Origin of the sequence: Microbacterium sp. USHLN186 (assembly GCF_037145155.1) — a bacterium.
Classification (GTDB): domain Bacteria; phylum Actinomycetota; class Actinomycetes; order Actinomycetales; family Microbacteriaceae; genus Microbacterium.
Window position 1 is genome coordinate 319768 of sequence record NZ_JBBCYA010000003.1, and the last position, 19626, is coordinate 339393.

Below are 19626 nucleotides of genomic sequence, written 5' to 3' on the forward strand. Positions count from 1 at the left end.
CACAATGAGCGACGACCCCACTCCGAGGTTCCGCAATCCGTTCCGCCACAGCCCGACCGTCCCCGTGCGCCCGGTGCGCGAGCAGGTCGACCAGGCCGTGCCGGCGTCGCTTCGGATCACCGCCGCATACTCGTGGCGGCTGCTCGTCATCGCCGGAGTTGTGGCGCTGTTCATCTGGCTGGTGATGCTGCTCAAGCTGCTCGTCATCCCGGTCATGATCGCCATCCTCATCACGGCCCTGCTCTCGCCCGCGTTCGAGCTCATGCTGCGGGCCCGCTTCCCGCGCTGGCTCGCCATCGCCATCACGGTGATCGGCACCCTCGGCATCGTGACCGGCCTGCTCTGGCTCGTGGTGTGGCAGGTGCGTGCGCAGCTGCCCGATGTGCAGGCCAAGACGGCAGAGGCCATCGAGCAGGTGCGCTCCTTCCTCATGACCGGGCCGATGCACCTGAGCTCGGCGCAGATCGATCAGTACATCCAGCGCGGCATGGCGCTGCTCAACGAGCAGGCCGACCTGCTGCTCAACGGCGCGCTCGCGGTCACGGGCACCGCCGCGCACATCCTCACTGGGGCGCTGCTGGCGCTGTTCATCCTCATCTGCCTGCTCGCCGACGGCGCCGGGATCTGGCGGTGGACGCTGCGGCTGTTCCCCCGAAAGGCACGGCCCGCCGCCGACGCGGCAGCGCGCAACGGCTGGGCTACCGTGATCGACTACGCGCGCACGCAGATGCTCGTCGCCGGCATCGACGCCATCGGCATCGGCGTCGGCGCGGCGGTGCTCGGGGTGCCGATGCCGATCCCGATCGCGGTGCTGGTGTTCCTCGGCTCGTTCGTGCCGATCGTCGGCGCGGTCGTCACCGGCGCCGTGGCCGTGTTCCTCGCGCTGGTGTACAACGGCGCACTGATCGGCCTGCTCATGCTGGCCGTGGTGCTGCTCGTGCAGCAGCTCGAGGGCCATATCCTGCAGCCGATCCTGATGGGCTCCGCCGTGAAGGTGCACCCGCTCGCCGTGGTCCTGGTCGTCGCCGGGGGAGCGATGGTCGCCGGCATCCCGGGCGCCCTCTTCGCCGTGCCGCTCGCTGCGTTCGTCAACGTCGCCGCGGTGACCATCAGCACCGGCGCCTGGCGCACCGGGCGCGAGCCCGCCGCCGACGATCTCATCTGGAGCACAGTGCCGCGCGAGCGGCAGAGGAGGAAGCGATGACCACAGTCCCCAGCCTGGCCGAGTTCCAGAGCGCAGCCGAGAGTCTGGCCGGGGTGATCTCGCGCACGCCCACCGAGCTCTCGCGCGCACTCGGCGATGCGCTGGGTTCGAAGGTGATGCTGAAGATGGAGAACCTGCAGCGCACCGGATCGTTCAAGATCCGCGGGGCGACGTACCGGCTCTCCCGGCTCACCGCCGAGGAGCGGGCACGCGGCGTGGTCGCGGCATCCGCCGGGAATCACGCGCAGGGTGTCGCGCTCGCGGCGCAGATGCTGGGCATCCCTGCGACGATCTTCATGCCCCTCGGAGTGCCCGTGCCGAAGCTGCTGGCCACGCGCGGGTACGGCGCCGAGGTGGTGCTGGAGGGCGAGACCGTCGCCACCTCGCTGCGGCTGGCTGCGGATTTCGCCGAGCGCACCGGTGCCGTGCTGATCCACCCCTTCGATCACCGTGACATCGTCATCGGCCAGGGCACACTGGGCCTCGAGGTCATCGAGGACGTGCCCGACGTCGACACCGTCATCATGGGCATCGGCGGCGGGGGACTGATCGCGGGCGTGGCGGCCGCGGTCAAGGCCGCCGCGGCAGCAGCCGGCCGCACCGTCCGGGTGATCGGCGTGCAAGCCGAGAACGCCGCGGCAGTGCCGCCGTCACTCGACGCCGGCGGACCGGTCGAGATCCAGACCCAGCCGACCATCGCCGACGGCATCCTCGTCGCACGACCCGGCGACGTGCCCTTCGCGATCATCCGCGACCTCGTCGACGAGGTGGTCACCGTCTCGGAAGACGACATCGCCCGGGCGCTGCTGGTGCTGCTCGAGCACGCGAAGGTGGTCGTCGAGCCGGCCGGCGCGGTCGGGGTCGCCGCGATCCTCGCCGGGAAGGTGCACGGCACCGGCGTGACCGTGCCGATCCTCTCCGGGGGCAACATCGACCCGATGCTGCTGCAGCGGGTGGTGGCGCACGGGCTCGCCGCGTCGGGACGCTATGCGACCGTGCGCATCCCTCTGCCGGATCGCCCCGGACAGCTCGCGAAGGTGTCGGAGCTGCTCGCCGAGGCGGGCGCGAACGTCATGGAGGTGCTGCACACCCGGCACGGGCACGGCCTGCAGATCAGTGACATGATCCTGCAGCTGTCGATCGAGACCCGCGGCCCCGAGCACACGCAGCTCGCACTCGACACGCTGCGCCGCGCCGGCTTCGAGCCGCTCGTGGTGCCGGACTGATCGCACGACCGCGCTTCGCACGACGCGGGCTGACGCGGACCGGTGCCGCAGATGCGAACGGCGGGATGCCCACCGGGCATCCCGCCGCTGCGGCACCGGCACTCAGCCGGTGTAGGTCTCGACGCCCGTGATCTCGACCGAGATCGAGCGACCGTTCGGCGCCTCGTAGCTGGACTTGTCGCCCACCTTGAGGCCGATGATGGCCTGGCCGAGCGGGCTCGCCTCGCTGTACACGTCGAGGTCGCCGCCGGCGGCGATCTCACGGCTGCCGAGCAGGAAGACCTCCTCGTCGCCGGCGACGAGCGCCGTCACGACCGTGCCCGGCTCGACGATGCCGCGGCTGGTGGGGGCCTCGCCGACCTTGGCGGTCTTCAGCAGCTGCTGCAGGGTGCGGATGCGCGCCTCCTGCTTGCCCTGCTCGTCCTTCGCAGCGTGGTAGCCGCCGTTCTCCTTGAGGTCGCCCTCTTCGCGGGCCGCCTCGATGCGGGCCGCGATCTCGTCTCGGCCGACGGTGGAGAGGTGCTCGAGCTCTTCGACGAGCCGATCGTAGGCCTCCTGCGTGAGGAAAGGTACCTGAGCGTCTGTGGACACAGCGTGCTCCTTCATGCGGGCCCCTTCAGGGGCTGGGGAAGTCGGGCCTGTCGTGGACCCGCGGGATATGCCAAGACGCCCCGGCGTGGGCCGGGGCGTCGGTCATCTTTCGGATGATTCTAAGTGACCCAGCAGGTCTTCACCAAACCCGTCGTGGCCTCGGCGACGGTCGGGATGCTGACGGCGACGCCCTGGGTGTGGTGCTCGCCGCCCGGGATCTCGACGATCTTCCAGCCCACCACCCCGAACTCCTCGTCCTGGGCCTCGACCGCGCAGGCGACGTCGGCGCCCTGCGGCGCGGTGAACTGGAAACGGAGTTCGACCGTGTGCGCGTCGACCACGGTGAAGCCCAGGTCATCGGCATCCACCGCGTTCATCTGTGTCGACACCACCATCCACCCCAGCCCGACCACGAGGGCCGTCGCGACCACGCCCAGGACGACCCAGGGCAGGCGGCGTCGAGGAGTGCGGCCGTAGCGCTCATCGAGCTCGCGTGCGGTGGTCACGTCTCTCCCGGTTCTCGGACGGCGGATAGGCTGGTGCTTCCAGGTTATTCGACCTGCGGAGAAGAGGCGGACACATGATCCTGTTCGGGGAGAGCACTCCCATCCCGACGCCGTCGATGACGGTGAACCCGGAATCGGTCACGCCCGGATTCCCCGGGTTCGCGCTCATCGTGCTGATCGTCGTGGCGGTGATCCTGCTCATCTGGGACATGAACCGTCGCATCCGCCGGGTGCGCTACCGCGAAGAGGTGCGCGAGGAGCTGGATGCCGAAGAGGCCGCGCTGCGCGCGCGGGACGAGGGCGACGACACCGCCCGCTGACGGCTCTGGCGCGCTCAGGGGCCGACGCGGTCAGACCCCGACGCGCTCGTAAGCGTCGAGACTGATCCCCTGCTCGAGGATGCGACGCGACCACTCCCTGGCGCTGTGCAGGCTGTGATCGCGATAGTTGCCGCACTCCACCGCCGAGACCCCGGGCACGTCATCCCACTGCGCGCTCTCGGCGATGAACTCGAGACCTCCGCGCACCGCGGCGACGACGTCCGCGACGCTGGGCTCACCCCACAGGATCGCGTGGAATCCGGTGCGGCAGCCGAAGGGCGAGATGTCGATCAGACCGTCGATGCGGTCGCGCACGACGCTGGCCAGCAGATGCTCGATGGTGTGCAGTCCGGCCGTCGGGATCTCGCCCTCGTTGGGCTGCACGAAGCGCACATCGAAGTTCGAGATCGCATCGCCCTTCGGGCCGTGTTCGACGCTGATCAGTCGCACGTACGGCGCCTGCACGGCGGTGTGGTCCAGGGTGAAGCTCTCGACTTCGGCCATTGCTCGCTCCTCGCGTCTCGGTGTTCTCGAGCGTAACCCGCAGGGCGGCGCGGTCGCCTGGGCGACGACTCACGGGGTCATCCGGCAGGGACGCCGAGCGACGGGGAGAGCGGCTCGAGGGAGATCAGCAGGCACGCGGTCCAGTGGCAGAGGAAGGCCAGCACTGTGCAGACGTGGAAGATCTCGTGGAAGCCGAAGTGGCCCGGCCAGGGGTTCGGCCGCTTGAGCGCGTAGATGATCGCGCCGGCCGTATACAGCAGGCCGCCGACGACGACGAGCACCATCATGGCCACGCTCGCGTGCAGAAGGTCGCCCATGTACATCACCGCGGCCCATCCGAGCGCGAGGTAGAGGGCCACGTAGAGCCAGCGCGGCGCGTTGATCCAGAAGACGCGGAACAGGATGCCGAGCACGGTGCCGCTCCACACCACGATGAGCAGCACGAGACCCTTCTGCGGCGGGAGCGCCAGAGTCGCCAGCGGCGTGTAGGTGCCGGCGATGAGCAGCAGGATGTTCGCGTGGTCGATGCGCTTGAGCACGGCCTTGGTCTTGGGACCCCAGTCGAAGCGGTGATACACCGCGGAGTTACCGAACAGCAGCAGCGACGTGGTCATAAACACGGCGGCCGCCCACTTGGCGGGTGCGCCCTGCGCGAGGACGATGAGCACGACGCCCGCGGCGATTGCGACGGGGAACGTGCCGGCGTGGATCCAGCCGCGCCAGGTGGGCCTGACCTCGACCGCGGCATCCACCGCGGCAGCGTCCATGAGGGGCAGCTGGGGCACGTCGGGTTCAGCGTCGTCTGAGGCTCGGGTGCTCACGTGCTCACTCTAGGCATGGGCGCATGCCGTTGGCCGTACATGTCCTCAGGATCTGCCGCGTTCTCGCAGCGCGTGGCGGTAGCGTAGGCACGTGACTGCACGCGAGGGCTCGGGGCGCGGGCCCCTGTACCGGCTCTACGGGAACCGCCTTCGCCGACGGATAGACCCGTCGAAGGTTCCGCATCACGTCGCGATGATGATCGACGGCAACCGGCGCTGGGCACGCCAGCTCGGATTCGAGTCCGCTGCCGCCGGCCACCGCGCCGGCGCGGCGAAGATGCGCGAGTTCCTGGCGTGGTGCGACGAGCTGGGCGTGGGCGTGGTCTCGCTGTACCTGCTCTCGGCGGACAACCTGCGAAAGCGCGATTCGAAGGAGATCCAGGACCTCATCGAGATCATCGCCGAGCTCGCGGATTCTCTGGCCGAGCGCGGTGACTGGCGGGTGCAGCACGTCGGCCGGGCTGACATCCTTCCCGCCGAGCTGTCCCGGGTGCTGGCCGACGCCCAGCGGCGTACCAGCGGCCACGAGGGCCTGCACGTGAACCTGGCTGTCGGCTACGGCGGGCGCAACGAGATCGTCGATGCGGTGCACAGCATCATCGCCGAGCACAACGCCAGCGGCGGCACCCTCGAGGACCTCGCCGAGCATCTCACTCCGGAGATGATCGGCGAGCACCTCTACACGGGTGGTCAGCCCGATCCCGACCTCGTCATCCGCACCAGCGGTGAGCAGCGGCTGAGCGACTTCCTGCTCTGGCAGAGCGCGCACAGCGAGTTCTACTTCGTCGAGGCGCTCGGACCCGACCTGCGCGAAGTCGACTTCCTGCGGGCGATCCGCGATTTCGCGGATCGCGATCGCCGCTTCGGTCGCTGACCCACGGCATCCGCGCGCGTCGTTCACCCGACGGACACGCGACACACCCTTCGACAACAGTGGCGGAAGGCAGCCGCGGGCCGTACGTTCATCTCATCGGGCACGGTGCCCGGTCGGGTCGGCCTTCAGGATCGCGACTCGTGGCCATGGCCGACTCGCTGCAGAGCCGGGAACAGTCCCGGGTGGGAGTGGATCATGACCACACGTACAGCACAGCAGCAGTCCACCTCAGCCGCCGGAGCCGTGTCACACGATGACACGGCTCTTCGCACATATGTGCTCGACACATCCGTGCTGCTGAGCGATCCTCAGGCGCTGTTCCGCTTCGCGGAGCACTCGATCGTGCTGCCGGTCGTGGTGATCAGCGAGCTGGAGAGCAAGCGCCATGATCCCGAACTCGGCTACTTCGCACGACGCGCGCTGCGTCATCTCGACGAGCTGCGCATCGAGCACGGACGGCTGGACTTCCCCATCGAGGTGGGCGACGGCGGCACCCTGCGCGTCGAGCTGGTCAACGCCGACATGTCGCTGCTGCCCGCCGGCATCCGCTTCGGCGACAACGACAGCCGCATTCTCGCCACCGCGGCGCACCTGGCCGACGACGGCCAGAACGTCACGATCGTGTCGAAGGACCTGCCGATGCGCGTCAAGGCGGCTGCGCTCGGTCTGCCCGCCGAGGAGTACCTGGCGGAGCAGGCCGTGGATGCGGGCTGGACCGGCATCGCCACCGTCGACCTGTCGGGCGACGAGATGAGCGATCTCTACGAGAGCGAGGTCGGGCTCAGCGAGGAGGTGCGCGGGCTGCCGGTGAACACTGGACTGATCATCCACTCCGAGCGCGGGTCCGCCCTCGGACGGGTGATCGGCGACGGCGAGTTCCGGCTGGTGCGCGGCGACCGTGAGGCGTTCGGCATGCACGGGCGGTCGGCCGAGCAGCGAATCGCGATCGACCTGCTGCTCGATCCCGAGGTGGGCATCGTCTCGCTGGGCGGACGCGCCGGCACGGGCAAGTCGGCGCTGGCGCTGTGCGCGGGGCTGGAGGCGGTGCTCGAGCGGCAGCAGCAGAAGAAGATCATCGTGTTCCGGCCGCTGTTCGCGGTCGGCGGGCAGGAGCTCGGGTATCTGCCCGGTGACCAGGGCGAGAAGATGAACCCGTGGGGGCAGGCGGTGTTCGACACGCTCGGCTCGGTCGTCTCGGGCAACGTGCTCGACGAGGTGGTCGAGCGGGGGATGCTGGAGGTGCTGCCGCTCACCCACATCCGCGGGCGCTCACTGCACGATGCCTTCGTGATCGTCGATGAGGCGCAGTCGCTGGAGCGCAACGTGCTGCTCACGGTGCTCAGCAGGATCGGGCAGAACTCGCGGGTGGTGCTGACCCACGACGTCGGCCAGCGCGACAACCTGCGCGTCGGACGTTACGACGGTGTGGCCAGCGTGATCGAGACGCTGAAGGGGCACGACCTGTTCGGTCACGTCACCCTGCAGCGATCGGAGCGCTCGGCGATCGCCGCGCTGGTCACGGACCTGCTGGAGGGCGGCGAGCTCAGCTGACGACGGGGCTGCACTGGTGCGTTCTGGGGGCCGACACGCCAGATGTAGGACGGCTTCGTGGAGGCAGTCCGACATCTGGAGTGTCGGCCCCCGGTTCGTATGCGGCCGGATGCCGGATGCCGGATGCGGGGGCCGGATGCCGGGGTCAGCAGCCCGGGGCGGACGGCTGCTCGGTGCACGTGTGCGCGACGAGGGCGGTCCGTGCTTCGAAGATGCGGATCTGCTGGGTCGGGCCCGGGACGTCGAGCTGCCCGTCGACGAGGAACCACCCCACCCCGAAGTCGATCTCGGCGGTGTAGGCGATGTCGACCTGGGCCTCGTACGTCCCCCGCTCGGAGTAGGTGTGACTCGTCTCGGTGGGCGTGAACTGCGCCTGGCCGAGATCGGCCCAGCTGCGACCAGGGCTGCTCGAGGTGCGTGACTCGCCGTCGCCGTAGCGGAAGGTGTACGAAGCCGGTGTGAAGCGGACGTCCACCGGGAAGCCGAACAGCTCGCCCGAGCGCACATGCGCCTGCGCCTCAGTGACGAAATTCGTGGGCAACCCGGCGACTCCGAGGTTGTCCGGCTCTCCTGCGACGGCGCCCTTGGCGGGGGAGAAGATCGCGAGGTCGGAGATCGTGACCGGCGGGATGCTCGGCGTCGAGTCCGAAGCCTCCTCATCCGGAGTGCCCTCGGGCCTTTCGACGTACTCCCAGCACGAGATCATCGCGTCCCAGTTGATGCGGCACTCCTCGGGCGTCGGAGGCTGCGGGCGAGGCTCGACATCGCCGACGTGGATTGCGTCGGGGGTTCTCTTGTGAAATTCAGCCTCATGTCCGAGATTACCGCCGCGGTTTCTAACGCCTTCGACACGGAGCGTGTCTCCCTTGCTGTTGATACCCCATGACGCTCCGCCGCCACCAATTTCAGAGTCAGGTGGGGGTGGATTGCTCGTTTGGAGAAGAACGACAGAAGCGAGCAATGCAGCGACGAGAGAGGTAGGCGTCAACATTTGAACGATTCCGGTTGATGGTTGGAAGCGATCTTTAGCTGAGTGGGGGTGTCGCCGGGAACGAAGGTGACCTTGAGAGCCCGGCGACTGACGCGGTCCTCCGGAAGCACCGACTGGCTGTCAACGTTGAGCAGATCCACCCCTGAGACGTCAAGGCATAAGTTGGCGACTATCTTCTTGGCGCTTCGTGAGACGGGCGTGTAAGAATCGAAGGTTGTCTCACCCACTCGGGTCAGGTGTTCTGCATGGTAGTAACTGAGATTCTCGCGCTCTGAAGACAGCGCTGATGCGGTAAGCCAGTTGTAGACGGGTTCGAAGGTCTCATCGTTTCGAAGATCCGTCTCATTCAAGCCCGCCACGTAGGCGCGGTAGGTCTCTTCCGCCGCGGCGAACGCCTCCTCGTCCGAGGCGAAGAGCGCCGTCTTGGTCGGCTTCGGCTCCGGTTCGGGCGTGCAGGCCGACAGCATCCCGATGAGCACGCAGACAGCAGCGACGCCCGAGGTCGCGCGTGCGAATGTGGTCGTCATCGTCACGGCACCACGGTAACCCCGCGGGCCGGCGGTGCGCTCGAGTTATCCACAGCCGCGTGCACGATCGCCTCTGTCACGCGTGCTCGACGGTGCGGCCCAGGGCGGCGAGCACCGAGCGCTGCACGGTTTCCCACTCGTGCAGGATCTGCTCGTAGTCGAAGCGCAGCGTCTCGTACCCGAGCGCGGACGCGACCGCATCCCGCATGAGGTCCTTGTGACGCAGGGACGGGCCGTCGTGGTTCTCCCGCCCGTCCGCCTCAAGGATCAGCCGGCCGTCGATGACGAAGTCCACGCGCCCCACTCCGACGATGACCACCTGGCACTCGAGCTCGATCCCCAGCAGGTGCAGGCGCAAGCGCAGCAGGGACTCCAGCCCGCTCTCGGCATCCGGTCGCGCGAAGTCGACGAGCCACCGGGCGTGCGCGGGCAGCGCGGCCCGGATGCGCAGGCGCGCGCCATCCGACAGCAGCCGCAGCTTCCACGCCGACTCGAAGGATGCGAAGAACGCCTCGTCGCCCGCGCAGCGATACAGGTGCACGAGGGCCGTCTCGACGTCGACGATTCCGAAGGCGGAGCGTCCACGGAAGTAGTGGCTCACGCAGCGGCATCCGGGGTGCGGGTGAACGCGGCCACGGCGCCCGACCCACACGTGCGGAACGCCCTCCGGCGCGAGCACCCACACCCCCAGACGCCGAAGCGCCTCCGAGCACGTGAGCGCACCGCCGTGCCGGGCGGCGGTGCGCTCAGCCTGATTCAGCTCCGGGGTGGCGAACACGCCGGGGCGCAGTCGCTCGATGCGGCCGTCGCGCGCGGCCCTGCTCAGCTGCATGCGACTGACGCCGTATTCCTGAAGCTGCGTCCCTTGCGCGAGTCCGCCGAGGCGGGCCACCAGCACCTGTGGATCGAACATGGCACCAGCATCCGCCCGCGAAGGCGCCGACCGGGTGCCGATTCCCGGGATCCTGGGACAACTTCTCAGCCTCGGCCGTTGTGCAGAGGATACGAAACGGGGGCCGACACTCCAGGTGTCGGACGGATCATGACGATGCGTCCGACATCTGGCGTGTCGGCCCCCGAAACGTAACGGGGCTCAGCCGGCGTGCGTCATCGACAGCAGGTCGAGCTTCTCGTCGAGCACCTCTTCGGTGATCTCGCCGCGCTCGACGTAGCCGAGGTCGATCACGGCGTCACGCACGGTGATGCCCTTGGCGACCGCGTGCTTGGCGATCTTCGCGGCTGCCTCGTAGCCGATGACCTTGTTCAGCGGCGTGACGATCGACGGGCTCATGCCGGCGAAGGCGGCCGCGCGCTCGACGTTGGCCTCCAGGCCGTCGATGGTCTTGTCTGCCAGCACGCGGACGGCGTTCGAGAGCAGTCGGATCGACTCGAGCAGCGCCGTGCCCATCACCGGGATGGCGACGTTCAGCTCGAACGAGCCGGACGCGCCCGCCCACGCGACGGTCGCGTCGTTGCCGATCACACGCGCGCACACCATCAGCACGGCCTCCGGAACCACGGGGTTCACCTTGCCGGGCATGATCGACGAACCGGGCTGCAGGTCGGGGATGTGCAGCTCGCCGAGGCCGGTGTTCGGGCCGGACCCCATCCAGCGCAGGTCGTTGTTGATCTTCGTCAGCGACACGGCGATGGTGCGCAGCGCCCCGGATGCCTCGACGAGACCGTCGCGGTTGGCCTGCGCCTCGAAGTGGTCCTTCGCCTCGGTGATCGGCAGCTCGGTCTCGGCGGCGAGCAGCTCGATGACCTTCTGCGGGAAGCCCAGCGGCGTGTTGATGCCGGTGCCCACTGCGGTGCCGCCGAGCGGCACCTCGGCGACGCGGGGGAGGGCGGACTGCACGCGCTCGATGCCGAGGCGGATCTGGCGCGCGTAGCCGCCGAACTCCTGGCCGAGCGTGACCGGGGTCGCATCCATCAGGTGCGTACGACCCGACTTCACGACGCCCTTCCACAGCTCCGCCTTCGCCTCGAGAGCGACGGCGAGGTGGTCGAGCGAGGGGATGAGCGTGTCGATCAGCGCCTGCGTGACGGCGATGTGCACCGACGTCGGGAAGACGTCGTTCGACGACTGCGACGCGTTCACGTGGTCGTTCGGGTGCACGGCCGAGCCGAGGATGCCGGATGCCAGATTCGCCAGCACCTCGTTCATGTTCATGTTCGACGACGTGCCCGAACCGGTCTGGTACGTGTCGACGGGGAACTCGCCGTCGTGCTTGCCGGATGCCACCTCGTCGGCGGCCTTCGCGATGGCATCCGCGATGTCGCCGTCCAGGGTGCCCAGGTGCTTGTTGGCGAGCGCCGCCGCCTTCTTGATCCGCGCGAGCGCGGCGATCTGGGTCGACTCGAGCCCCTTGCCCGAGATCGGGAAGTTCTCGACGGCGCGCTGGGTCTGGGCGCTGTAGAGAGCCTTCGCGGGCACGCGCACCTCGCCCATGGTGTCGTGCTCGATGCGGTACTCGTTGTCGGTCATGCCGATTCCTCCTTGAAAGCGGGGACGCGCCCCTCGGCGTCGATCCCCACGGTGACGACGGGCACAGCCGTGCCCTCTGCGAGACGGTAGTTCGCGCCCACGATGCCGAGCCGACCCGCGGCCACGGCATTGCTGATCATCTCGGACGAGTGCAGCAGGTCTGCGACGGTGTTGCGCAGGTGCTCGCGTCCGACGAGCTCGGCATCGATGTCGGCCGGCGTCGTACCGCCGGTCTCGGCGAGCACCTTGCGCGCGGCCGGGACGATCGGTGCGATGAGCTTCCAGATGCCCGCCGGAAGCGGAGCGGAGTCGATCGCGGTGCCGTCGATGGCGGCGCGCACCGCGCCGCAGGAGTCATGGGCGAGCACGACGATGAGCGGCACGTTGAGGATGCCGACGGCGTACTCCAGGCTGGCGACGATCGACTCGCCGATCACCTGTCCGGCGTTGCGGACGACGAACAGATCGCCCAGGCCCTTGTCGAAGATGATCTCGGCGGCGAGGCGCGAGTCGGAGCAGCCGAACAGGGTCGCGATCGGCGCCTGGCCGTCGGCGAGCTCGTGGCGCTTGGAGACGTCCTGGTGCGGGTGCGCGGGAGTGCCGGCGACGAATCGCCTGTTCCCTTCGAGCATCTCATTCCAGGCCTCAGCGGGTGTCATCGTTGCGGTCATTCGGCCTCCTTCAGGTCGTCGATCTGTGCGGACAGGGATTCTGCGAGCTCGGCCGTCGCCTGCGGCGACTGGGAGCCGTACAGCAGCACGTAGTCGGGACCGGCCTGGGTCCCGAGGGCGTAGGTGATGTTGCCGGTCGGGCGGGAGGAGAGGTCGAACTCGTCCCACGTGCGGCCGTCGATCGTCTTCTCGCCGCTCGGGGCAGCGCCGCCGAGCACCTGCGGCGCCCAGGACACGTCGGCGTCGAACGCCTGCGCGACGCGGATGAACCCGCGCTCGTCATCCGCGGCGGGGGCGAGGGTGATGGTCCAGACCTTCGTGGCACCGCCCTCGAGTCCGGCGGCGTTGACACGCCAGTAGTCATCGGCCTCGGCGACGATGGCCGGGCGCTGCATGGACGTCTCGACCTCGCTGGCGATGCGGGCGACATCGATCGGGGGCCGATCCGGCACGTCGCCGCGGGGCACGCCGAGCACGACCACCGCGACCACGGCGACGGTGACGATCAGAGCGGCGATGAGATTTCGGAAGGTCTGGCTCGAGCGGTAGACGCGGCTCGACTCGGCCTTGCGGTCGGCGGTCTCCTGCGCGGTCTCGGGGCGCCCGAGTCCGGCGACGATGCGAGGCTGGCGGCTCATTCGGCGGCTCCGGCGGATGCGGCATCGCGTGCAGCATCCAGACGCCGCTTCGCGCCGAGCAGCCACTCCTCGCAGCGGGCGGCGAGAGCCTCACCGCGCTCCCACAGCGCGAGGGAGTGCTCGAGAGTGGGCGAACCCTGTTCGAGTTCGGCGACCACGCGCACCAGCTCGTCGCGCGCGGCCTCGAACGACAGGGATTCGACGGGGGAGTCGTGGGGCGCGGTCACGGCCCCCATCTTACCGGCGTGTCGCGGGGGACCGATCCCGGGTGGGCGGGCCGGAACGGGGGCCGACACGCCAAATGTCGGACGCATCCGCGCAGACCGTCCGACATCTGGCGTGTCGGCCCCCGAAGCGTACGGATGCCGGATGCCGGATGCCGGGGGCCGGGCGGGCCGGGGGCCAGGCGGGGTCGGGGGCAGGCGGGGGCGGTCAGTCGGCTTCGGGCGTCTCGCCCTCCGAGACCGCGCGCAGCGAGCCGCGGTCGACCGCCACGGTGAGCGGCGTGCCGGCGGGAGCGTCGGCGGCGTCGCTGAGGATGCGGCCGTCGTCGAGGTGCACGATCGCATAGCCGCGCGCGAGCGTGGCTGCGGGCGACAGCGCCCGCAGGGAGGCGCGCAGCTCGGCGGTGGAGCGCTGCGCGGCATCCAGCTTCCTGGTCACCGTGTCGCGTCCGCGCGACGCGAGCAGCCAGACCTCCTGCGCGCGCTCGTCGATGATCGGATCGGGTGAGCGCAGCACCGGGCGCGAGCGCAGCTGCTCTAGCTGCATGACGTCGTGCGAGATGCGCTGGGTCAGCCGGGTCGTCGCCCGCGAGCGCAGCTGGGCGACGATGGCGCGCTGCTCGCCGACATCCGGCACCACCCGCTTCGCCGCATCCGTCGGGGTGGAGGCGCGCAGGTCGGCGACGTCGTCGAGCAGGGGGTGGTCGTTCTCGTGACCGATCGCGCTCACGATCGGCGTGGTGGCCGCCGCCACCGCGCGCACGAGGCGTTCGTCGCTGAACCCGAGCAGGGTCTGCGGGTCGCCTCCGCCGCGGGCGATGACGATCACGTCGACGTCGGGATCGGCATCCAACCGCTGCAGGGCCGCCAGCACCTCGGGTACGCACCGGTCACCCTGCACGGCGACGTGCTCGGTGCGGAAGTTCACCTGCGGCCAGCGCAGTTCGGCGTTGCGATGCACGTCCTTCTCGGCATCCGAGCGTTCGCCGGTGATCAGGCCGATGCAGTGCGGCAGGAACGGCAGCGCCTTCTTGCGTGCCCCGTCGAACAGGCCCTCCAGCCGCAGCTGCGCGCGCAGCTTCTCGAGCCGTTCCAGCTGATCGCCCAGGCCGACGTGCTTCATCGCCGACACCACGAAGCTGAAGTCGCCGCCCTTGACGAAGTAGTCGGCCTTCACGGCCGCCACCACGTGGTCGCCGACCGCGAGATCGGCCGGGACGCGCGGACGCACGCTCGACCACACCCGGATCGAGATCTGCGCGTCGGAGCGGTTGTCCTTCAGCCGCGCGAAGACGTTGCCCGCGCGGACGTTCCACGAGGTGATCTCACCCTCGACCCACACGGTGTTCCAGCGCGCCACGAAGTCGCGGATGGTGCCGTTCAGCCGGGCGACCGAGGTGGGGGCGTCCGGTCGCGAATCGCGCGGCGCGACCGCATCGGCGGGCGGCGGCTCACCGGGCACGGCGGTCGCGTGGAAGACGGTCATCCCTCCATTGTCCGGGATGCCACGGACGCCCGACTGACGTGGGGCACGCCGCGGCGCGGCCGGGTTGCGATCTGGGGGCCGACACTCCAGATGTCGGACGGTTTGCACGCAAGTGTCCGACATCTGGCGTGTCGGCCCCCGCAGCGAACCAGCCGCCCCGGCAGTCCCCCGCACCAGACCCCGCCCGGCCGCCGGGCTCCCGGCCCGTGACCAGGTGCCGCCGGTAGACTCGCGGTGTGAGTTCAACCGCTGTCTCGCTGCCCGTGCCGCACATCCCGTCCCGCCGTCGCGCCCCCGAGCGCGCGCGGCTCGAGAACCGTCCGGTCAGCGGCGAGAAGCGGGTGCTGCTGGCGGCGCCGCGAGGCTACTGCGCCGGTGTCGATCGCGCAGTCGTCGCCGTCGAGAAGGCACTCGAGCGCTACGGTGCGCCGGTGTACGTGCGCAAGCAGATCGTGCACAACATCCACGTGGTGACCGAGCTCGAGCAGAAGGGCGCGATCTTCGTCGAAGAGGTCGACGAGGTGCCCGAGGGCGCGCACATCGTCTTCAGCGCGCACGGCGTCTCGCCGGCCGTGGTGCAGGGCGCTGCGGACCGCGGGCTGCACGCGATCGACGCGACCTGCCCGCTGGTCACCAAGGTGCACCGCGAGGCCGTGCGCTTCGCGCGCGACGACTTCGAGATCCTGCTCATCGGCCACGACGGTCACGAGGAGGTCGAGGGCACTGCCGGTCACGCCCCCGAGCGCGTGACGATCGTGAACTCGCCCGACGAGGCCGACACCGTGCAGGTCAAGGACCCGTCGAAGGTCGTCTGGCTCTCGCAGACCACCCTGTCGGTCGACGAGACGATGGAGACGGTGAACCGGCTGCGCACGCGCTTCCCCGAGTTGCAGAACCCGCCGTCGGATGACATCTGCTACGCCACCCAGAACCGCCAGGTCGCCATCAAGAAGATCGCCCGTGACTCGGACCTCGTCATCGTGGTCGGCTCGGCGAACTCCTCGAACAGCGTGCGCCTGGTCGAGGTCGCGCTGGAGTACGGGGCGAAGGCCGCCTACCGCGTCGACTACGCCGACGAGGTGCGCCAGGAGTGGCTCGACGGCGTGCGCACCATCGGTGTGACCAGCGGCGCATCGGTGCCCGAGGTGCTGGTGCGCGAGGTGCTCGAGGCACTGGACGAGGCCGGCTACGCCGACGTCGAAGAGGTGCGCACCGCAGAGGAGGACCTGATGTTCTCGCTGCCGAAGGAGCTGCGTCAGGACCTCGCCGGCAAGCGCGACGAGCGCGCGCTCGGCGGGCGGGTCCGTCGCTCGTGAGCGATCGCCCGCAGTACGGCGAGTACGCGACGCCAGAGGAGCAGCGCGCGCGCCGGGGGCTGCCGCCGGAGGATGCCGCGGACGCGGCATCCGTCCCGACCCCGACAGCCCCGACGCCGGCCACGCCCGTGGGACCCCCGACGACGGAGGCGCCCGCGCGACCGGTGGGGCGTCTGATCACTTTCCTGCTGCTGGGCTTCGGGCTGTTCAACGTGCTCTCGTCGATCCCGCAGTTCCTGAACATGTCCGACACGCTGAGCGGGTCGATGAAGATGCTCGGACTCGACGGCGAGTTCACGAGCTACGCCGCCGCACGCACGTGGGGCACTGTCGCGGTCGTGATCCTCGTCGTCGGGTACGCGGCGACGGTGTGGTTGTCGTTCCGCCGGCTGCGCGCCGGGCGCTCGTCTTGGTGGGTGCCGCTGGTCGGCTTCGTCGTGACCATGCTGCTGGTGTCGGTGTGCATCTCGATCGTGATGTTCAGCGATCCCGCCTTCACCGCGGGCCTCACCACACCGCCCGCCGGGTAGCCTCGGAGGGTGTCAGAAGAGCAGATCGCGTTCCACGTCGCCTACGCCTCGGTGGATTCCCGCAACGGCGAGGACCCCACGGCTGAGGCGGAGGGCATCCTGCGGGCGGAGCGCGTGCTCGCCGCGTCCCGGGGCTTCGACGGGGATGAGGCTGTGCTGCTGATCCCCGTCACCGACAGCGAGGCAATCGTCGCGCTCGATGCGGACGATCGGCTGCGATTCGACCTGGCCGTCGAGCAGCTGCGCGCGCTGTTCACCGCGGCGGGTCTCGCCCTGCACCTCGGCGTGGACGACGACGCGCTCGAGACTGTGGATGCCGAGCTCGACGACGCGGCAGTGTCATCCGAGGACCTCGCGGGATTCGGGATGCCGGACGACGCGGACGCTGCGGATGACGAGTCCGTTGAGACGGACTTCGCGATGTCGTCGGTGCACGTGGCGGAGTTCTCCCGCCGCGGGCCGTGGGGTGCGCGGCTCATGGCCCAGCTGCTGGGCGTGCAGGTCGACTACCTGGAAGCCGGCGACTGGTCGGCGTACCGCTACGTCACGGATGAGCCGCGCGCGACGGTCGCCGGTTCGTCGGCCGATCACCCGATCATCGAGGTCAACGTTCCGGGTGACTGGGGCGGCGCGTGGGTGGAGGTCACCGCACGCGGCGGGCGCACGGGCATGTTCTGGCCGAACGCCGAGCGCCTCACGCGCCCGGTGCTCGACATCGACGCGCTCGCCGTGCCGGAGAGCGCGGAGGTGTACCGGCGGATGCTGACCGAAGCCGACGGCACTGCCGAGCAGCTGCTCGTGCTCGCGCAGGGCGACCCGCTCGATCACGATGCCGCCGCACGCGCATGCGCTCCGGAAGCACTCGGCGGCACGGCGGGGGCGCGAGAGCGCGTGATAGCGTTCGTCGCGGCTTTCGGGGTGCCGTCCGCGCTGATCTCCGCGGTTCTCACGCAGGGATCGTCGGCTGCTGCGGATGCCGCCGCCGGCGACGCAGAGGAACCGGATGCCGGTGCCGGGGGTGCACTCGATCTCCTCACCGCGCCGCAGCGATTCGCTCCGGCCGGGTGGCCGCGTACGTTGGGTGGGCTGCTGGTCGGCGGAATCGGGGAGACCTTCCCGCTGACGCGACGCGAGACGCCACTCGCGCGGACGACCGCGTTCCTGCGGGCACGTCCCCGGCTCGGGGCCGCAGTGGGATACGGCGAACTCGCGGCCGGCATCGCGGCTGTCAGGGCGCGCTCACCGCTCATGCGCGGGGTCGGCGTGCTGCTCGTGATCGACGCGGTGGTGGATCTCGCCGTATGGGCTCGGCGGATGCGCAGCCGCTGACGACGTCCGCCCAGGACGGCGGATCCACGCCGACCGGATCCGCCTGGACGATCCGAGCGCTCAGACGCCTCCCCAGACCGCCTGAGCCCCGGTATCCCCGGTGAGCACCGTCACGACGATCGTGCCGACTGCGGCGATCACCGCGGCACCGGCGATGATCACCGTGAGGGCGCGTGCTGCGCCCGCATTCGTGCGGCGCAGTCGCCGAACCATCCGATCACTCACGGCCACCGCGACCGCCGCGATCAGCAGGGCGATCGTCCACGGGATCAGCAGCCGTCCCAGCGACTCATGACGTTCGACGGCCGGGGTCTCGCCGACCGTCTCGGCAAGGCTCTCGCCGGCGAGCACGGTGACCGGCGCCAGACCGGCGACGACGAGCGCCGCGATCGGCGGGGCGTATCCCAGGTGGCGGCGCGCCGTCGGCCACAGCGCGACGATCGCCACGGTGAGAGCGGTGAGCGGCGTAAGCACCACCGTCGCGTGCACGAGCAGCGGATGCATCGGCAGTCCGGCGATGCGGAAGGCGTCGATGTCGGCGAAGATGTCCATACGAAGAGAACGCATCGTGTGCCGTTCCGGTTCACCGTTGAACCGGAGACCTCTCCGCCTCGTTTCCCTCGTGAGGAGGCGATCCGTGACGCATGACGACGACGAACGGCTGACCGCGCTCTACGAGCTGCATTCCGGGCCGATCCGGCGGTATGTCGTGAGCATCACGGGTAGCCGCGGCTCTGCCGACGACATCGTGCAGGAGACGCTGCTGCGGGCATGGCGCACACCGCGGATCCTCGAGCAGGACCCGACGACTTCGCGGGCGTGGATGATCACGGTGGCCAGGCACATTGTGATCGACGAGGCGCGCAGCGCTAGGCGCCGCCACGAGAGCGCGGTCGCCGACGTGCCAGAACGGGCGATCGACGACGGGACCGACCGGCTGTTCGATGCGCTGCTGGTCCAGGACGCGCTCGCCGCGCTGAGCGCGGAGCATCGGGCGGTGGTCGTCGCCGCATACTACCGCGGGCGCAGCGTCGCCGAGGTGGCGACGGAGCTCGGCATCCCCGAGGGAACGGTCAAGTCGCGGATGCACTACGGCCTGCGGGCACTGCGCCTCGCGCTGCAGGAGAGAGGAGTGACCCGGTGAAGGGAGATCACGAGCGTTTCCTCACGTGGGACGCCGCGTACACGCTGGGCGCGCTGTCGGCTGCCGAACGCTCGGAGTACGAAGAGCACCTGACGCGCTGCGCGCGCTGCCGAGATGCCGTGGCCGAGCTGAGCTCGACCGTCTCGCTGCTGTCGCTGCTGGACGCCGGGGATGTCGAGCGGATCTCGGATGCCGGTGACGTCGCACCGGTCAGAGTGCTCGCCGCTGCGCGGGAGCGGCGTCTGCGCCATCGACGGATCGGCGCGTGGGCGGTTGGGGCGGTCGCCGCCGTCGTCGTGGCGCTCGGCATCTCGGTCGCCGCGCTCACGCCTCGACCGGCCGAAGCGATGCTGATGGACCCCGTCGCGGGCGCGCCCGTGACGGCATCGGTGACGATGACGTCTGTGCCCTGGGGAACGAAGCTCGAGCTGACCTGCGAGTACGACGGATACCGCGCGGCAGGTGTGGGTGGGGAGTACGCCCTTGCCATCGTGGCGGACGACGGCACGACGTCGACGCTGTCGACATGGAGCGTCGAGCCGGGCGCGACGGCTCGCCTGTCGGCCGGAACAGCCCTGGCCGTGTCGGACATCAGGGCGGTCGAGATCCGTGACGCGTCCGGATCCGTCGTGGTTCGCCGCGACCTCGACTGAACCCTCCGGCCTGCTGTCTCGTGTCACTGGAA

Annotated in this window: 23 protein-coding genes; 10 read left to right on the forward strand and 13 right to left on the reverse strand. The window is 69.7% G+C overall.

The window, feature by feature from the left end; all coding sequences use genetic code 11:
• Positions 1-4: 4 nt before the first annotated feature.
• The gene (locus tag WFG93_RS08920) at positions 5-1204 is read left to right on the forward strand and encodes an AI-2E family transporter (RefSeq protein ID WP_336645976.1); all 1200 of its coding nucleotides are present in this window, start codon (positions 5-7) and stop codon (positions 1202-1204) included.
• Positions 1201-2430, forward strand: coding sequence for a threonine ammonia-lyase (ilvA, locus tag WFG93_RS08925; protein ID WP_336645977.1), 1230 nt, complete (start codon positions 1201-1203; stop codon positions 2428-2430). The genes WFG93_RS08920 and ilvA overlap by 4 nt, the downstream gene beginning before the upstream one ends.
• A gap of 102 nt (positions 2431-2532) precedes the next feature.
• Here the strand turns inward: ilvA and greA are convergent, their stop codons facing one another.
• Complete coding sequence (greA, locus tag WFG93_RS08930) at positions 2533-3021, reverse strand: transcription elongation factor GreA (RefSeq protein ID WP_182252596.1); 489 nt, start codon at positions 3019-3021, stop codon at positions 2533-2535.
• A 119-nt stretch (positions 3022-3140) separates the two neighbouring features.
• Complete coding sequence (locus WFG93_RS08935; protein ID WP_336645978.1) at positions 3141-3527, reverse strand: DUF4307 domain-containing protein; 387 nt, start codon at positions 3525-3527, stop codon at positions 3141-3143.
• Between the two features lie 74 nt (positions 3528-3601).
• Between WFG93_RS08935 and WFG93_RS08940 the strand changes: the two genes are divergently transcribed.
• Positions 3602-3847 carry a hypothetical protein gene (locus WFG93_RS08940; protein WP_336645979.1) on the forward strand — a complete coding sequence of 82 codons (246 nt, stop codon included), beginning with the start codon at positions 3602-3604 and terminating at the stop codon, positions 3845-3847.
• Between the two features lie 30 nt (positions 3848-3877).
• Here WFG93_RS08940 and WFG93_RS08945 read toward each other — a convergent pair whose 3' ends face one another.
• Together WFG93_RS08945 and trhA are read right to left on the reverse strand one after the other, a co-directional pair.
• Positions 3878-4351 carry an S-ribosylhomocysteine lyase gene (locus WFG93_RS08945; protein ID WP_336645980.1) on the reverse strand — a complete coding sequence of 158 codons (474 nt, stop codon included), beginning with the start codon at positions 4349-4351 and terminating at the stop codon, positions 3878-3880.
• Positions 4352-4428: 77 nt separating this feature from the next.
• Positions 4429-5118 carry a PAQR family membrane homeostasis protein TrhA gene (gene trhA, locus WFG93_RS08950; RefSeq protein ID WP_336646067.1) on the reverse strand — a complete coding sequence of 230 codons (690 nt, stop codon included), beginning with the start codon at positions 5116-5118 and terminating at the stop codon, positions 4429-4431.
• Positions 5119-5263: 145 nt separating this feature from the next.
• Between trhA and WFG93_RS08955 the strand changes: the two genes are divergently transcribed.
• Together WFG93_RS08955 and WFG93_RS08960 are read left to right on the forward strand one after the other, a co-directional pair.
• Positions 5264-6046 carry an isoprenyl transferase gene (locus tag WFG93_RS08955; RefSeq protein ID WP_336645981.1) on the forward strand — a complete coding sequence of 261 codons (783 nt, stop codon included), beginning with the start codon at positions 5264-5266 and terminating at the stop codon, positions 6044-6046.
• A 195-nt stretch (positions 6047-6241) separates the two neighbouring features.
• A complete protein-coding gene (locus WFG93_RS08960) occupies positions 6242-7597 on the forward strand; it encodes a PhoH family protein (protein WP_336645982.1) in 1356 nt (451 codons plus the stop codon).
• Between the two features lie 145 nt (positions 7598-7742).
• On the opposite strand, the gene WFG93_RS08965 is transcribed toward WFG93_RS08960, so the two are convergent.
• From WFG93_RS08965 to xseA, 8 genes are all read right to left on the reverse strand, one after another.
• A complete protein-coding gene (locus WFG93_RS08965; RefSeq protein ID WP_336645983.1) occupies positions 7743-8303 on the reverse strand; it encodes a PKD domain-containing protein in 561 nt (186 codons plus the stop codon).
• Between the two features lie 278 nt (positions 8304-8581).
• Positions 8582-9115, reverse strand: coding sequence for a hypothetical protein (locus WFG93_RS08970; protein ID WP_336646068.1), 534 nt, complete (start codon positions 9113-9115; stop codon positions 8582-8584).
• A 76-nt stretch (positions 9116-9191) separates the two neighbouring features.
• Positions 9192-10028: a type IV toxin-antitoxin system AbiEi family antitoxin domain-containing protein gene (locus tag WFG93_RS08975; RefSeq protein WP_336645984.1), complete on the reverse strand. Its 837-nt coding sequence runs from the start codon at positions 10026-10028 to the stop codon at positions 9192-9194.
• Positions 10029-10208: 180 nt separating this feature from the next.
• On the reverse strand, positions 10209-11603 hold the full coding sequence (locus tag WFG93_RS08980) for a class II fumarate hydratase (RefSeq protein WP_336645985.1): 1395 nt from the start codon (positions 11601-11603) through the stop codon (positions 10209-10211).
• On the reverse strand, positions 11600-12274 hold the full coding sequence (locus WFG93_RS08985) for a carbonic anhydrase (RefSeq protein WP_336645986.1): 675 nt from the start codon (positions 12272-12274) through the stop codon (positions 11600-11602). The genes WFG93_RS08980 and WFG93_RS08985 overlap by 4 nt, the downstream gene beginning before the upstream one ends.
• Complete coding sequence (locus WFG93_RS08990; protein WP_336645987.1) at positions 12271-12912, reverse strand: DUF4245 family protein; 642 nt, start codon at positions 12910-12912, stop codon at positions 12271-12273. The genes WFG93_RS08985 and WFG93_RS08990 overlap by 4 nt, the downstream gene beginning before the upstream one ends.
• Complete coding sequence (locus WFG93_RS08995; RefSeq protein WP_336645988.1) at positions 12909-13148, reverse strand: exodeoxyribonuclease VII small subunit; 240 nt, start codon at positions 13146-13148, stop codon at positions 12909-12911. The genes WFG93_RS08990 and WFG93_RS08995 overlap by 4 nt, the downstream gene beginning before the upstream one ends.
• A gap of 196 nt (positions 13149-13344) precedes the next feature.
• Positions 13345-14622 carry an exodeoxyribonuclease VII large subunit gene (gene xseA, locus WFG93_RS09000; RefSeq protein WP_336645989.1) on the reverse strand — a complete coding sequence of 426 codons (1278 nt, stop codon included), beginning with the start codon at positions 14620-14622 and terminating at the stop codon, positions 13345-13347.
• A gap of 263 nt (positions 14623-14885) precedes the next feature.
• On the opposite strand from xseA, the gene WFG93_RS09005 reads away from it, so the two are divergent.
• The 3 genes from WFG93_RS09005 to WFG93_RS09015 are packed head-to-tail and all read left to right on the forward strand — an operon-like array spanning position 14886 to position 17797.
• The gene (locus tag WFG93_RS09005; RefSeq protein WP_336646069.1) at positions 14886-15938 is read left to right on the forward strand and encodes a 4-hydroxy-3-methylbut-2-enyl diphosphate reductase; all 1053 of its coding nucleotides are present in this window, start codon (positions 14886-14888) and stop codon (positions 15936-15938) included.
• Positions 15935-16468: a DUF6264 family protein gene (locus tag WFG93_RS09010; RefSeq protein ID WP_336645990.1), complete on the forward strand. Its 534-nt coding sequence runs from the start codon at positions 15935-15937 to the stop codon at positions 16466-16468. Before WFG93_RS09005 ends, WFG93_RS09010 begins: the two co-directional genes overlap by 4 nt.
• Positions 16469-16477: 9 nt before the next feature.
• On the forward strand, positions 16478-17797 hold the full coding sequence (locus WFG93_RS09015) for a hypothetical protein (protein WP_336645991.1): 1320 nt from the start codon (positions 16478-16480) through the stop codon (positions 17795-17797).
• Between the two features lie 60 nt (positions 17798-17857).
• On the opposite strand, the gene WFG93_RS09020 is transcribed toward WFG93_RS09015, so the two are convergent.
• On the reverse strand, positions 17858-18364 hold the full coding sequence (locus WFG93_RS09020) for a DUF2231 domain-containing protein (RefSeq protein WP_336645992.1): 507 nt from the start codon (positions 18362-18364) through the stop codon (positions 17858-17860).
• Between the two features lie 70 nt (positions 18365-18434).
• Here WFG93_RS09020 and WFG93_RS09025 point away from each other — a divergent pair, with 70 nt between their 5' ends.
• Positions 18435-18941, forward strand: a complete 507-nt coding sequence (locus WFG93_RS09025) for a sigma-70 family RNA polymerase sigma factor (protein WP_336645993.1) — start codon at positions 18435-18437, stop codon at positions 18939-18941.
• Positions 18938-19594, forward strand: a complete 657-nt coding sequence (locus WFG93_RS09030; protein ID WP_336645994.1) for a zf-HC2 domain-containing protein — start codon at positions 18938-18940, stop codon at positions 19592-19594. Before WFG93_RS09025 ends, WFG93_RS09030 begins: the two co-directional genes overlap by 4 nt.
• Positions 19595-19626: the final 32 nt, after the last annotated feature.

What these genes read in the sequence shown, in the direction of transcription:
- WFG93_RS08920 (WP_336645976.1), top strand. Translation starts at nt 5, where the DNA reads ATGAGCGACGACCCCACTCCGAGGTTCCGCAATCCGTTCCGCCACAGC.
- ilvA (WP_336645977.1), top strand. Translation starts at nt 1,201, where the DNA reads ATGACCACAGTCCCCAGCCTGGCCGAGTTCCAGAGCGCAGCCGAGAGT.
- WFG93_RS08940 (WP_336645979.1), top strand. Translation starts at nt 3,602, where the DNA reads ATGATCCTGTTCGGGGAGAGCACTCCCATCCCGACGCCGTCGATGACG.
- WFG93_RS08945 (WP_336645980.1), bottom strand. Translation starts at nt 4,351, where the DNA reads ATGGCCGAAGTCGAGAGCTTCACCCTGGACCACACCGCCGTGCAGGCG.
- trhA (WP_336646067.1), bottom strand. Translation starts at nt 5,118, where the DNA reads ATGGACGCTGCCGCGGTGGATGCCGCGGTCGAGGTCAGGCCCACCTGG.
- WFG93_RS08960 (WP_336645982.1), top strand. Translation starts at nt 6,242, where the DNA reads ATGACCACACGTACAGCACAGCAGCAGTCCACCTCAGCCGCCGGAGCC.
- WFG93_RS08965 (WP_336645983.1), bottom strand. Translation starts at nt 8,303, where the DNA reads ATGATCTCGTGCTGGGAGTACGTCGAAAGGCCCGAGGGCACTCCGGAT.
- WFG93_RS08970 (WP_336646068.1), bottom strand. Translation starts at nt 9,115, where the DNA reads ATGACGACCACATTCGCACGCGCGACCTCGGGCGTCGCTGCTGTCTGC.
- WFG93_RS08975 (WP_336645984.1), bottom strand. Translation starts at nt 10,028, where the DNA reads ATGTTCGATCCACAGGTGCTGGTGGCCCGCCTCGGCGGACTCGCGCAA.
- WFG93_RS08980 (WP_336645985.1), bottom strand. Translation starts at nt 11,603, where the DNA reads ATGACCGACAACGAGTACCGCATCGAGCACGACACCATGGGCGAGGTG.
- WFG93_RS08985 (WP_336645986.1), bottom strand. Translation starts at nt 12,274, where the DNA reads ATGACCGCAACGATGACACCCGCTGAGGCCTGGAATGAGATGCTCGAA.
- WFG93_RS08990 (WP_336645987.1), bottom strand. Translation starts at nt 12,912, where the DNA reads ATGAGCCGCCAGCCTCGCATCGTCGCCGGACTCGGGCGCCCCGAGACC.
- WFG93_RS08995 (WP_336645988.1), bottom strand. Translation starts at nt 13,148, where the DNA reads ATGGGGGCCGTGACCGCGCCCCACGACTCCCCCGTCGAATCCCTGTCG.
- xseA (WP_336645989.1), bottom strand. Translation starts at nt 14,622, where the DNA reads ATGACCGTCTTCCACGCGACCGCCGTGCCCGGTGAGCCGCCGCCCGCC.
- WFG93_RS09020 (WP_336645992.1), bottom strand. Translation starts at nt 18,364, where the DNA reads ATGCGTTCTCTTCGTATGGACATCTTCGCCGACATCGACGCCTTCCGC.